This is a genomic window from Methanocella conradii HZ254, assembly GCF_000251105.1.
In the GTDB taxonomy this organism is placed as follows: Archaea; Halobacteriota; Methanocellia; order Methanocellales; family Methanocellaceae; genus Methanocella; species Methanocella conradii.
Genome location: NC_017034.1, coordinates 1,988,507 through 2,001,312 on the forward strand (window position 1 = coordinate 1,988,507; position 12,806 = coordinate 2,001,312).

Consider the following 12,806-nt stretch of genomic DNA (forward strand, 5'->3'; position numbering starts at 1 on the left):
GTTAGGCTAGTCTATGCCCGGCGGAGAAAGACGGCGAAGCCACGTCCCACTTATGCTGGCCCTATTCGCCATCAACGTCTTCTGGGGAGGCTCATTCGTGGCAAACGCTATAGCCCTCCGCAGCATTGGGCCCATAGAAATCGCCTCGCTTCGCTTCTTTTTAGCCGCTCCCCTCCTTCTGGTCATCGCATATCTCTGGAAAGGCAAAAGTATCCTCATAATCGATAAGAAAGACCTGGGCACCTTGTTCATCATGGCACTGACCGGCGTAACCATCCAATACATAATACAGGTCTCGGCGCAGGACTATACGACCGCCACTAACGCCTCCCTCCTCATAAACACCTCAGTATTCTTCATAATCTTCCTCAGCGCCGCTTTCCTGAAGGAGCGGCTTACCGCCTGGAGGATTATAGGCCCGTTGATAGGCTTCGCCGGCGTGGCCCTTCTTGTCTCTAAAGGCACGCTGTCTTTCGACGTTGGCGGCGGCACTACGGGAGACCTGCTAATCCTGGCATCCGCATTCCTGTGGGCTGTATATTCCATTTATAGTAAAAGGCTCGCCTCAAGATACCATACGCTGACTATCCTTAATTATGTCTTCATAATAGGCGCCATAGGCCTCATACCGTTTTATCTCTTGACGCCTCATGCGCCCCTCACAAATTTACCTTTAGATGCGGCGGCATCTATCCTGTTTTTAGCCCTCTTCTGCTCCATCATCGCATACCTGGTATATAACATGGCCCTAGAAAAGATGGATGCTTCGAGCGTGGCCCTTTATATATACTTCGTGCCCCTCTCCACCATCGTCCTCGCCTGGCTCATCCTGGGGGAGTCCATGACCATTGCATCCATAGGCGGAGGGCTCATGGTGCTCCTCGGCATGTACCTTGCGGAAATAGAAGGCTCTTAGTTTAAGTAAACTTAGAGCTTTAATAATTCGTGTATGATGCCCTTATTGTATGGCACGTCGGGCTTAGCTATCTTCGCGCCATTCACCTCGACGCCATCGCGACATGATATCGTGAGGTAGCGTCCGCTGGCTGCCTTAATTACCTGCAGGCGGCGCAGGCTCTCCAGCGGGTATCTGCCAGGGACTATGAAGTCACGCAGCATCTCGTCCAGCTTTGCCGCGCTCATCAGCAGGCCTATCGTACTGGCGTTAAAGGCGTCGTCCGGCGGCGCGAACACGGTATAAGGGCCCTTAGTTTCCAGCATGTCGCCAACGCTGGAGAGATGGAGTGCCCTGGCAAAGTTATTGAACCCGCCCTCTAATGATAATACTTCGCAGGCGGTCATCTCGTTCAGCAGCCACGCTCTACCATGCTCGCTCAAGGCCTCAACTCAACGATTTAAATAGACTTCCAGGATATTAACTTTTCATGCTAGCTGGGAAGCCAATTCGCCCCTCCATTTGGCTGCATGCCCCCCATGCGGCCGCCTGGCTTTCCCCGCTTATTGTACAATCCCCTCTATTTTCGATTGCACGCCCCAATTGGCTTCCCTTTATAGCATTTGATACCTATTTTAGCTTTTGCTCGTTAAGAAATTGTTGTTCCATTATATAATAAATATTTCGATTTGGAGTGTAAATATATCCATAAATAAGCATTTTTTCGATATTTTTTCTACAATTGAGCGATCATGGGAACAATTTGTTCCAATTTATTCGTATAAAATGCGAATTGCGATTGAACCTGCATATATGGCAAATATTTTTCCTTTCAAAATTGTAGTGCAGGGGAAGGGATTTGAACCCTCGAACACCTACGTGACAGGACCCTGAATCCTGCGCCTTTGACCAGACTTGGCAACCCCTGCGTATATAAAAACCCAGTAAATGCGGTCATTTATAGGCGGTGCATACTATTTAAACTTTTTTAGATACGAGCCGGCGATTAAACTTTCATTTTCTGACGCGCCAGAACACTATTGCGACTAATAGGATGGAGGCAAGGTTCAACACGGCCAGCAAGGCGTAAATAATCCCATCGCCAGCAGCATTATTGCTAGCTGAAAAGTCATGGCTTACAAGTTTTTCCATCCCAAGCGTAATGTTATATAGCCTCACCTCGTTCTTCGCGAGCGTAATGTTGCTATCGAATGGCTGATACCCACTAAGGCCTTCTACGTGCACGGTAAAGGACCCATATGTCAAATTCACGTCGTAATAGCCAAACTTATCTGTCACTGCCCTGTACACCTTGCCAAACGAGCCCGAGCCATTACTCATGGAGGTAAACAGGATGGTCTGGCCCTCAATGGGCTCTCCATCCTGGCCAGCCACATAACCATAGACTCGCTGGGCTGTCTCTTGCCTGTCTCTCGCTGCCAGCTCGGCTTTCAGGTTGGCCATCATGCCCGCGTTTATCTCATCAGGAGTGCAGCCAATCTGGCTTAAAAACGCCTTATCGAGGTCAGTGTTAGCCGCAAAATTCTGCAGGATCTGCTTCACGCTCTCTCTTCCATACTTCTCGACTATATACTTAATTAGCATGCCGGACTGCGCCCTTGCCATGCTCAGGTCTTTATCGCCCAAAACTGGGTCGATAGGATGCTTAAGGGCATCCTCCATCTGGGATATCGTTAAAAGCCTATCGTTCCTGGCTGCCCCCTCCAGCATGGCCATTGAGTCATTGGAAAGGCCGCCCGATACATATATGGCCATGCCTTCGGAGAGCCATTCTGGCAGGGCATATCCATTATTGATTAGCCTGGTGCGCATCACGATATGGGTGAGCTCATGCTTTAAAGCATCTGTAATGTTCTCTATCCGGTCAGGCATTTCTATCACTATCGTGCCCTGCTCGCCATATCCCCAATTGCTGGAATCCTCGTCTTCTGGTATGTTGCGGGAGTCAGGTAGGTTCAGGGTGATGATTCTGACGTACTGGTCGTGGTCTGATGCCAGTATGATGTTGACCCTGTAATCGTAGGGGCCGAAGAATGCCGCTACCGCATCGTATGCGGCGTCGGCGCTAATGACAACGCTGCCTATATCAGAGACCATCGTCGAGTCATAGTATACATTAAAGTGAGGGTCATCCTTGTTTAAGTAAAAATCGCAGGGCGGTCTTGGCACGAATTCCGTGGAAGCTGCGGCGCCGACCACGGGAAAAAGCGCCGTGATCACGACGATAAGCGTCATCGTTATACAGCAAAGCCTGCCGGTTAACGACATCATGTCATCTCCTCGCCATCTCACGTTATGATGCTTTTAAGCTCACAGTATGCGTCTATGGTCTCGAGGCCGTTCTCCCGGCCGATGCCGCTCTCCTTGACGCCGCCAAATGGCATCTCAGGGGGCAGCTTGACGTGCTGGTTGACCCAGGTGACGCCCGACTCCAGCCTTTCGCAGGCTACCCGAATTTTTTCGATGTCATTGGTCCAGATGGATGAGCCGAGCCCGAACTTTGAGCCGTTGGCCAGCTCTATTGCCTCGTCCAGGCCTTTAACCGTGATTATGGGGAGCACGGGGCCGAACACCTCCTCCTTGAGCAGGGCCGAATCAGGCGCCACGTCGGTCACGAGGGTGGGCATGTAAAAATAGCCGTTTTTATATGTTTCGCCCTCAGGCACCTTTCCGCCTGCTATGACAGTTCCCTCCTCCTTTTCTTTAACCCGGTCGACAAGCGTTTTTATTTGCTCCCATTGCGCCCTGTTGTTTAGCGGCCCCATGTCGACGCCCTCCTCCATGCCGTTGCCCACTTTAAGGCGCTCAACACGGCCTCTCAGCTTTCGCACGAACTCATCGGCTATCGATTCGAACACGTAAAGCCTTTTCACGGCCGTACACGTCTGCCCACAATTGTAGAACCGCCCGTGAACCGCACCCTCTACGGCCTTTTTTATGTCCGCATCGTCGCACACGATCATGGGGTCGCTACCTCCCAGCTCCAGCGTGACACGCTTCATAGAGCTAGAAGCTGCCTGAAGCACCCGTCTACCCGTCTCGATGGAGCCCGTGAAAGATAGCTTTTTGATGAGCGGGTTGCGCACTATCTCCTCTCCCACGCTCGCCCCGTTGCCGGTTACCACGTTGAGCACGCCCTTAGGAAGCCCTGAAGCATTCAGGATAGAGGCCAGGGACAGGTTCGTCAGCGGCGTTGTCGTCGCAGGCTTAAGGACAAGAGTATTCCCGGTCACGAGGGCAGGGCCGACCTTCCAGCCCATGATTATCGCGGGCACGTTCCAGGGGATTATTGCCCCGCAGACGCCGATGGGACGCCTCAAGATTATGCCATGCCTCCCATTTGCGAGCGAGACGGCCCTGCCCTCGAGGGCGGCTGATATACCCGAGTAATACTCTAATATGTTCGCGAAGCCCTGTATCTCGTCCCGCGCCTCCTTGAGCGGCTTGCCCTGCTCCATGGTGAGCGTAACGGCCAGCTCGTGTTGTTTTTCCCTTACGCGCTGCGCCGCCCTGAACAGGATTTTTCCCCTCTCCCGTGCTGTGAGTTCAGACCACTTTTTAAAGGCCTCATGAGCGCTGTCGGCCGCGCGCTTCACGTCTTCTGCGCTGCCCAGTGGTGCCGTGTCAACCAGCCTGCCGTTCGCCGGGTTCTTTACCTCGTACGTCTCCTCCGAGCACGAGCCCGTCCATTCGCCGTCTATGAGCATCATCATAGTTATGCACCAATCTTAAAATACTCTAGGATGTTAGGCCTCATATAAACGCTCATGTAGTTAACTCACAGCCATCCTCGGTGACAATCATGGTATGCTCAGCCTGAGACACCAGGCCATGCTCATGCTCCACAAGTACGGGGTAGCCGTGGATGATGCCCTGCCTCATCAGAGAGGCCAGAGACCTATCTATATACTTAACATCGCCAAGCCAACGCCTGGCGAAAGGCAGCCCATTATACTGCTCGATAGCCTTTAAAGCCTCGCGCTCGCTTGGCATACGAACGGGCTTCACCTTAATGGTGCTAAATATCTCGACCACCGGGCCCTCGACGACAATGCCTATGCCGTTAGTGGCGAAAGGCTCAATGGCGATGACCTGGCCAGCTTCCAGGATGATGCCCTGCCCGATACGCTTGTTAGGTATGGCGGGCTCCGCGTGCTGCACGTACCGCTCAAGCCCATGGCCGGTAAGGTTATAGACGGGCTTAAGCCCGAAGCCCTCGATGGTCTCCTCTATCGTGGCGCCAATCTGCCCTGTGTTCACGCCAGGCCTGACCAGCTTGATGGCCTCTTCCAGCGCCTTCCTGGAGGCTTTTACCAGATCGGGGTTTCCGGAGAGGTCCACGGTGACCGCCGTATCCGCTATGTATCCATCCACGTGGACGCCGATGTCCAGCTTAACCATGTCGTCGCCAAACTCCCGCTCGTCGCCTATGCCCGGCGTGTCATGTGCTGCCTCGTCGTTGAGCGAGATGTTCACGGGAAAGGCGGGCTTTCCGCCCTTTGCGACTATATCGGCCTCGATGGCGTTCGCCACGTCGAGAAGCCGCGCCCCTTTCTTAACCATCGGTATGGCGTTCTCTCTCACCTGTTTGAGGATGGCGCCAGCCTTCCTATACTTATCCAAAACTTCTGCGTCCATCATATCACCAGCTTTTTCGGGAATTTCGTGAGGTTGACGTTGCCATCCTCGGTGACGACAACCATATCCTCAATACGCACCCCGCCGACGCCTGGCCTATATAGCCCCGGCTCCACTGTGACCACCTGCCCTGGCTTAAGAGGCTCGATCCCGGCCTCCCCTACCGAGGGGTGCTCATGTATCTCAAGGCCCACCCCGTGGCCCGTCGAGTGGATGAAGCCGTCCACGGACTTAGTCCTAATCGTGCCATAGCCTTGTTTCTCGAAGTAATCGCACACGAGGTCGTTAACCTGCTTTCCGGTGATGCCGGCCCTTATGGCGTTTAGCGCCAGGTTTTGCGCTTCCAGCACGGCATCGTACATCTTCCGGATGTCGGGCGAAGGCGTTCCCTTTACCACCGTCCTCGTCATGTCAGCGAAATACCTGTCCTTCTTGCCATACGGGAAAATGTCGATGACGATTGGCTCGTTTTCCTTGATGGCGCCCTCGCCTGCGAAGTGTGGGTCCGCCGAACGGGGGCCCGACGCCACAATAGTGTCATTCGCGTCATAACCATTACTTATGAACTCCATCTCTATCTCACGCTGCAAGAATTCGGACGTAAGCTGCCTTCCTCCGTAATAAAGCGTACCATTCCTGGCCTTTGACTTTTTTATTATGCCGAGCGCCCGTGCCATGGCCTTTTCGTTGACAGCCTGCGCTTTTTTAATCTTCTCGATCTCGTCGGGCGATTTCACCGAGCGGGCCTCCTCGAATAGCTTCGAGGCAGGTACGACCTCCACGCCCCGTGCTCTCAGCATGTCGCCCATCAGCAAGGGAAAATCCTTTGGCACCCTGACCGTTTTGACTTTTAAGGAAGACAGCATGGCTGCCAGCGTATCCGCCAGCGCAACGTCAGGGTCCTTAACTGTCCTCAGCTTTTCGGTATAGCCATACTCCTCGAGCGAGTGTACCTGCTTGACTCTCGACTCATTTTTCGCCCTCTCGTACTCCATCTGGCTGACCAGGATGCGCTCTTCATCATCCTTACAAATATATACGAACCTGTCGGGCGCCAGAAAGCCCGTCTTATAGTACATATCAGCATTATGGTAGCTCTCGCCCAAGAGCAAAATGGGGGGCGAACAGTCTCGCATCGTTGTCATAATATCATTTAATAGAAGCGGCCCTCCTTGCTTAAAAATTTATGCCGGGCTCACTTACCGTCCTCTACAGGGCCTTCAGGAGGCCTGTTCAGCCTGATCAGGTTCTCCTTACCCTTTTTGATTTTGACGATCATCCCCTTATCCTTTAGCCCGGAGAGCACCATGCTGAGCTTTGACTTGGAAAAGCTCGTCTTCCGTACGAGGTCAGACTGGAACATCTGGCCCCCCGCTTCCTCGAGATATTTTATTATTTTTTCTTCGTCTGACATGTAGCGGCCTTCGTCCAGGGCGGGGGAGGGCGTAACGGAGCCAGAATCCGGCATGGGCATGTCACCATCAGCATAAGTTTCCTCTGGCGTCCGTGAGCGACGCCTCCTGAAGAGGGCGTAGGCGGCTGCGAAGCCTAAGGCGGCGGATATGAGCGACACGGGCACGAGCGCCCACCACTCGACGCTAAAGGCCGGCGCCTGCATCCTTTCCATGATTATGGCCGGCTCGCCCGAGGAGAACAGCCTTGCCTCTGTGCCGTTGGCCGACCGCCCCATCCACTTCACCTGGGGCTGATATGAATCCCTCATCTCATCGCAGGCCGGAGATACGCTCTTAATGGTATATCCCGCGGGCAAGATGAAGGTTATTGAGTCATCATTGTTGAGCAGGAAGCCATCAACGAATGCGTCCCCCACCTCAAGCGAGCCGCCTGCTGCCATGGCGAAGCCGGTCCAGGTGAACTCGTACCTGACCACGCCGTAGGTGATGGAGGCGTTATCCGATAAGGCGTATGGCTGCGCCTTCTCGACCGTGACGTTTACGTCCTTTATGGACATGGGCCTGTCAACCGCCGCGCTTATCCTGGCCACGTAATCCTTCATCCGCCCCTCGAACTCCGCCTTATACCTCTCGATGTTCTGGCTGGCGGTGGCGTCCCAGCCGGCGACTTCGCCGGGCGTGTCCAGCGGGATGAGCTTCTCCGTCGTCCACCTGGAGTCCCCGCCAGGCAGGACTTCAACCTTGATGACAGTTGAGGAGGCCGCCGTCAGGGGAGCGGCCATATAAACTATACAAAGGCTCGCAAGCAGTATGAGCGCCAATTTTATAGAGATGCGGTTCATCTATATCCAGGCCTGGCCTTTTTACTAACAGTTTATGTATTGATTGATATATTCTTTATCGTCCGGCGGGCATGGAAAAATAGAATATGTCTTCATGCATAAGGTGCATCGGCATGGATAGTACGATGGCTGCTTGCCGGGAGCTGGTCGACCTCATCCTGTCGGGCGACGTGTCCACGCAGGATGAGCTAAATAAGGCGAAGAAGATGGTTAGCGCAGCGTATCATCTTTCTAAGCTGCCCCGTAACTCGGACATTTTAAGCGCCGCTGGAGATGACCGGGATGCGGTATTGGATTTGCTTCAGAAGCGTCCTATTCGGACGATTTCCGGGGTGGCGGTCATCGCGGTCATGACGTCTCCGTATAGATGCCCGCATGGCAGGTGCGTCCCCTGCCCGGGAGGCGTGGACTCCATTTTTAATTCGCCGCAGAGCTACACGGGAGCCGAGCCGGCCGCCCTCAGGGCAATACAGGAGAACTACGACCCCTACAGGCAGGTCACCGCACGGCTGAGCCAGCTAAAGCAAATCGGCCACAAGCTTGACAAGGCCGAGCTGATCATCATGGGGGGCACCATCACGGCCAGGCCGCTTGACTACCAGCAGTGGTTCGTGAAGCGGTGCCTGGACGCCATGAACGATTTTGGCAGAGAGCCGCTTCATACAAAGTACCTGGAGGACGCCCAGAGGGCGAACGAGACGGCTGCCGTCAGAAACGTGGCCATGACCTTCGAGACACGGCCGGACTGGTGTAAGGAGCGCCATATTGACCGCATGCTGGACATGGGCGTGACGAAAGTCGAGCTGGGCGTGCAGAGCACCTATGACTTCATATTAAAAAGGATCGAGCGAGGGCACACGGTGGCGGACAGCGTGGAGGCCAACCGGGCGCTGCGCGACTCGGCCATTAAGGTAGGATTTCACATGATGCCGGGGCTGCCCGGGTCGAACATGGAGAGGGACCTGCGCATGTTCGAGGCGCTCTTTAATGACAGCCGGTTCTGTCCTGATTATTTGAAGATTTATCCGACGCTCGTCACAAAGGGCACGAGGCTCTATGATATGTGGGAGAGGGGAGAGTACGTGCCATATTCCAGCGAGGAGGCGGCCAGGCTGCTTGCGGACATAAAGGAGCGCCTGCCCGCCTGGGTGAGGCTGCAGCGCATACAGAGGGACATACCCGCAAAGCACATCGTGGCCGGCGTGTTGAAGAGCAACGTGCGCCAGATGGCATATGATATTATGCAAGCGGAGGGGAAGCGGTGCCGGTGCATAAGGTGTCGCGAGGTCGGCCATAAAATGCTTAAAGGGTTGAGGGCGGACCCGGATGCGGTCAGGCTTGGGGTGGAGAAGTATGAGGCGTGCGGCGGCGTGGAGCACTTCATATTCTTCGAGGAGTTTAATATAGATGCCCTAATCGGCTTTATAAGGTTAAGGTTCCCGTGCCGCCCCCATCGTCCTGAGCTTGAGGATGCCGCTCTCATCCGCGAGCTTCATGTCTACGGCCGGATGGTGCCCATAGGCGAGAAGGGCAAGGACTGGCAGCACAGGGGCTATGGCGCAGAGCTTTTGGAGCGTGCCGCCAGCATTGCCAGAGAGGCCGGATACGGCAAGCTGGCGGTCATGAGCGGCGTAGGGGCGCGGCCTTACTATGAAAGGCTGGGCTTCGGGCGTGACGGGCCATACATGTCCAGGCGGCTCCGGCCCTGATGAAAATAATATAATACATTATATGGCAAATATTAAATATTTTTAATATAATTTATCTAAATATGAAGCTTTTGCCTGCCGCCCATCTTATAAAGGCTCCAAAAAAACCTGAGACAGAGGTCAATGCGGTGACGGTGGCCACGCTATCGCTCCTGGCCATCGCCGTGGTTTTCATCGTGGGCGAGGCCTACATGTCCAGGGCGGCTCTGACTGTAGATGAGCGAAGCGCCCTGCTTGTGGCTTTTCTTGTTTGCGATGTCATCGCCTTCACCTTATCCCTGCTGGCGAGCGTTTTTCTTTCGTACCTTTCATCTGCAAGATATGGTAGCCACGCCGCCAGCCTGATAAATTCTCCACCTTTTATCATCTATACCGCTCTCATGCTCCTGCCCATCATATTCTTAGCTTCAGATATAGCTTTTAAGCCCATGGCCTTCGAGGGAGTGGAGGCAGAGGCGGCGCTTGCATTATCGCTGATGGGCATCGCAGCCCTGGTGCCATACTCGATAAGCGTCCTTGAGCACGTCAAGCCCTACGGCGTCCTGGCCTCCATGCTGGAGGAGGCCAAAAAGGAGTTCGAGGCCGCTGGCAGGGATGGGCCGGTGGAGCCAGTTGCATTCCAAAAGCCGGTGCTCAGGGGCTCGGGCATGAGCATGGCCGTGCTGCTCGACAGGCTCTGCAGGTCAGGAGACGGCGAGCCGGTGCTCAAAGCGCTCGATGGCATGAAGGATATGGCGCTATCAAAAGGCCAACAAAAAAGCTGCGGGTCAATAGCCCTATCATCTTCCTTGGCCTCGCTTATCGCCGAGACAGCGTGCATAGCGGCAAAGCACGGCAATAGCGAGATCGTCCATCACGCCATAGACGGGCTAAGGGATGTCGCGATAGCTTCAACTCACCAGGGAGTGGCTTCGCTCGCATTCCGCTTGATGGACTATACATTTAATTCATGTGCCTCGGCCATGGACGAGAAGGCGGCCAGCAGGCTGAGGGCGAGGATGATGGAGGACTATGCCATGCTATACGACCGCACGGGCCGCCGCGAGGCGCTGGAAAGGGCCGCGGAGATTGCGGAGAAAGCCGTAGGCTTCCGCACGCTCTCCAGCGGGGAGTACGGCGATACGCTATATGTCGCTGGCGGCGTGTACAGGAGGCTCGCGGAGGCCTACGATTCCGAGGAGCATGCCACCAAGGCGCTCACGTTGTTGTACGAGGCCCTCGCGGCACGCAGCGCCGAGGCGAGCCCGATGGACCACGCCTGCATCAAGGGGGAGATAGGCAGGGCGTACATGGCCCTCGCAAAGGTAAAGAACCCTGTCAAGAGCTACCGAAGCGCGGCCTCGGCCTTCGAGGAGGCGGGCAAGATGCTCAACACGACCTCCTGGGACTCCGCAGCTTATCGTGGCAGGGCGGCCCAGGCCTATGCGTTCCTCGCAGACGAGTATTGCCGTGGCAGGCGTTATGACGAGGCGATACAGGCGGCGCGCGGCGCCCTTGCGCTATACCCCGAAGCCGTCAAGTTCTTCGAGAGGCGCTCGCCAGAGGACTACGTGGAAACCCTGTCAGGCATGGGCTTCGCTCACACTATCGTGAGCGAGGTCTACCTGAAGTCCAGGATGTTTGACCTGTCTTTAAAGCACGCTAGCCACGCCCTCGACGCTTACTCGAGGGCTGCGAAAGCTATGGACGCCAGAGAGCTGCCCGAGCGCTACGCCTTCATTAAGACCTGTATGGGCTTAACTCAAGTCGCCGTGGCTGAGATACACTTCAGGGAGAAGCGCTATGAAAGCGCGATAAGCGCGTGTGACAGCGCCATCGCGGCCTATAATGAGGCTATCCGCATCTACGACGATAAGGGCAAGGAAAAGCCCGCGGCGGCCGCCAGGAAGCACCTCAAGAAGGCCAACGGCCTCTTCAACACGATGATGCGCATTGGCGTGGCGGACCGTAAGCCATCGGCCCCCATGATAGAACAATAAGCCACCGGACCATCGGGAAAAACGATAAATATCTCTCGGCATCATAGTATCCTTAAGCTGGAAGTCGTGTTGAGCATGTCCATTCTTATCGCTTTGGCAGGGAAGCCGAACTGCGGAAAATCCACGTTCTTCAAGGCCGCTACTCTAGCGGACGTCGAGATAGCGAACTACCCGTTTACGACCATTAAGCCTAACCTGGGCGTTTCTTATGTGAGGGCTAAGTGCCCGTGTAAGGAGCTTCACCTTGCCTGTAAAAAATGCGTCAATGGGGAGCGCTTTATCGCCGTAGAGCTCTTAGACGTGGCCGGGCTGGTGCCCGAGGCCCATAAGGGTAAAGGCCTTGGTAACGCTTTTCTGGATGACATGAGGCAGGCGCAGGCGATAATTCATGTTATAGATGCCAGCGGCGGCACCGATATCGAGGGAAACGTCGTGCCCATCGGCTCCCATGCTCCACTTGACGATATCAAGTTCTTAGAGAATGAGATCACCATGTGGATGTACGGGATTTTGAATAAGAACTGGATAAAGCTCTCGAGGAAGGCGTCAGCTTCTGGAGAGAAGGTAGAGGACGTCATTGCCGAGCAGCTTGCCGGGCTGGGCGTAGACGCCGTCATGGCGAAGCAGGCGCTACTCGAGACGGGGCTGGCGGACAGGCACATCTCGAGCTGGACGGAGGCCGAGATGATCGAGCTTTCCGACTATTTGAGGCGCATCAGCAAGCCGCTGGTGATAGCGGCCAATAAGGCCGACATCGCCCCGCCCGAAAACCTGGAGAAGCTGAAGGGCCTTGAAAAGGAGGGATATCGTGTTATTCCATGTAGCGCCGGCATTGAGCTCGCCCTGAGGAACGCTGCGAGCCATGGCTATATCGACTATTTGCCAGGCGATGAAGGCTTTACCATCAAGAACCCTGAGAAGCTGACCCCACAGCAAAAGGCGGCGCTCGATAAGATGGCGGCATTCCTTAAGAGGAATGGCGGCACGGGCATCCAAAAATGCATCAACGAGGTCGTTTTTGGGCTGCTCAACTACATCGTCGTCTACCCTGTGGAGGACGAGGGCAAGTTCACGGACAAGAGCGGCAATGTGCTGCCCGACGCCTTCCTCGTCAAGAAGGGGTCGACCGCAAGGGATCTGGCATACAAAGTACACACGCAGATTGGCGAGTCATTCCTGTTCGGGGTAAACGCCCGCACCAAGATGAGGCTCGGCGAAAAGCACGAGCTCCAGAATAACGACATCGTCAAGATCGCGTCAACGAGATGACCAACATATTTATTTAATCGGGGCGGCATAAAGTAAGG

General features: G+C 54.9%; 10 protein-coding genes and 1 tRNA gene. 4 read left to right on the forward strand and 7 right to left on the reverse strand.

The window, feature by feature from the left end; all coding sequences use genetic code 11:
• The first annotated feature begins 13 nt into the window (after nt 1-13).
• Nucleotides 14-916, forward strand: coding sequence for a DMT family transporter (locus MTC_RS10465; RefSeq protein ID WP_014406665.1), 903 nt, complete (start codon nt 14-16; stop codon nt 914-916).
• Between the two features lie 11 nt (nt 917-927).
• On the opposite strand, the gene MTC_RS10470 is transcribed toward MTC_RS10465, so the two are convergent.
• The 7 genes from MTC_RS10470 to MTC_RS10500 form a co-directional block, all read right to left on the reverse strand.
• Nucleotides 928-1,338: a fasciclin domain-containing protein gene (locus MTC_RS10470; RefSeq protein ID WP_014406666.1), complete on the reverse strand. Its 411-nt coding sequence runs from the start codon at nt 1,336-1,338 to the stop codon at nt 928-930.
• Between the two features lie 401 nt (nt 1,339-1,739).
• Nucleotides 1,740-1,824: transfer RNA gene (locus tag MTC_RS10475), tRNA-Leu, on the reverse strand.
• A gap of 85 nt (nt 1,825-1,909) precedes the next feature.
• Nucleotides 1,910-3,187 carry a peptidase MA family metallohydrolase gene (locus MTC_RS10480; RefSeq protein ID WP_014406667.1) on the reverse strand — a complete coding sequence of 426 codons (1,278 nt, stop codon included), beginning with the start codon at nt 3,185-3,187 and terminating at the stop codon, nt 1,910-1,912.
• 17 nt (nt 3,188-3,204) lie between these two features.
• Nucleotides 3,205-4,629, reverse strand: coding sequence for an aldehyde dehydrogenase family protein (locus MTC_RS10485; RefSeq protein ID WP_014406668.1), 1,425 nt, complete (start codon nt 4,627-4,629; stop codon nt 3,205-3,207).
• Nucleotides 4,630-4,681: 52 nt separating this feature from the next.
• Nucleotides 4,682-5,557, reverse strand: coding sequence for a type II methionyl aminopeptidase (gene map, locus MTC_RS10490; RefSeq protein ID WP_014406669.1), 876 nt, complete (start codon nt 5,555-5,557; stop codon nt 4,682-4,684).
• Complete coding sequence (locus MTC_RS10495) at nt 5,554-6,633, reverse strand: M24 family metallopeptidase (RefSeq protein WP_237705900.1); 1,080 nt, start codon at nt 6,631-6,633, stop codon at nt 5,554-5,556. The genes map and MTC_RS10495 overlap by 4 nt, the downstream gene beginning before the upstream one ends.
• Before the next feature lie 116 nt (nt 6,634-6,749).
• A complete protein-coding gene (locus MTC_RS10500; RefSeq protein ID WP_014406671.1) occupies nt 6,750-7,811 on the reverse strand; it encodes a helix-turn-helix transcriptional regulator in 1,062 nt (353 codons plus the stop codon).
• An 86-nt stretch (nt 7,812-7,897) separates the two neighbouring features.
• Between MTC_RS10500 and MTC_RS10505 the strand changes: the two genes are divergently transcribed.
• From MTC_RS10505 to MTC_RS10515, 3 genes are all read left to right on the forward strand, one after another.
• Complete coding sequence (locus MTC_RS10505) at nt 7,898-9,520, forward strand: tRNA uridine(34) 5-carboxymethylaminomethyl modification radical SAM/GNAT enzyme Elp3 (protein ID WP_014406672.1); 1,623 nt, start codon at nt 7,898-7,900, stop codon at nt 9,518-9,520.
• A 62-nt stretch (nt 9,521-9,582) separates the two neighbouring features.
• Entirely contained in the window at nt 9,583-11,499 is a 1,917-nt protein-coding gene (locus MTC_RS10510; RefSeq protein ID WP_014406673.1) for a hypothetical protein, read from the forward strand.
• A 75-nt stretch (nt 11,500-11,574) separates the two neighbouring features.
• On the forward strand, nt 11,575-12,768 hold the full coding sequence (locus tag MTC_RS10515; protein WP_014406674.1) for a redox-regulated ATPase YchF: 1,194 nt from the start codon (nt 11,575-11,577) through the stop codon (nt 12,766-12,768).
• The last annotated feature ends 38 nt before the right edge of the window (nt 12,769-12,806 follow it).

What these genes read in the sequence shown, in the direction of transcription:
- MTC_RS10465 (WP_014406665.1), top strand. Translation starts at nt 14, where the DNA reads ATGCCCGGCGGAGAAAGACGGCGAAGCCACGTCCCACTTATGCTGGCC.
- MTC_RS10480 (WP_014406667.1), bottom strand. Translation starts at nt 3,187, where the DNA reads ATGATGTCGTTAACCGGCAGGCTTTGCTGTATAACGATGACGCTTATC.
- MTC_RS10485 (WP_014406668.1), bottom strand. Translation starts at nt 4,629, where the DNA reads ATGATGATGCTCATAGACGGCGAATGGACGGGCTCGTGCTCGGAGGAG.
- map (WP_014406669.1), bottom strand. Translation starts at nt 5,557, where the DNA reads ATGATGGACGCAGAAGTTTTGGATAAGTATAGGAAGGCTGGCGCCATC.
- MTC_RS10495 (WP_237705900.1), bottom strand. Translation starts at nt 6,633, where the DNA reads ATGTACTATAAGACGGGCTTTCTGGCGCCCGACAGGTTCGTATATATT.
- MTC_RS10500 (WP_014406671.1), bottom strand. Translation starts at nt 7,811, where the DNA reads ATGAACCGCATCTCTATAAAATTGGCGCTCATACTGCTTGCGAGCCTT.
- MTC_RS10505 (WP_014406672.1), top strand. Translation starts at nt 7,898, where the DNA reads ATGTCTTCATGCATAAGGTGCATCGGCATGGATAGTACGATGGCTGCT.
- MTC_RS10510 (WP_014406673.1), top strand. Translation starts at nt 9,583, where the DNA reads ATGAAGCTTTTGCCTGCCGCCCATCTTATAAAGGCTCCAAAAAAACCT.
- MTC_RS10515 (WP_014406674.1), top strand. Translation starts at nt 11,575, where the DNA reads ATGTCCATTCTTATCGCTTTGGCAGGGAAGCCGAACTGCGGAAAATCC.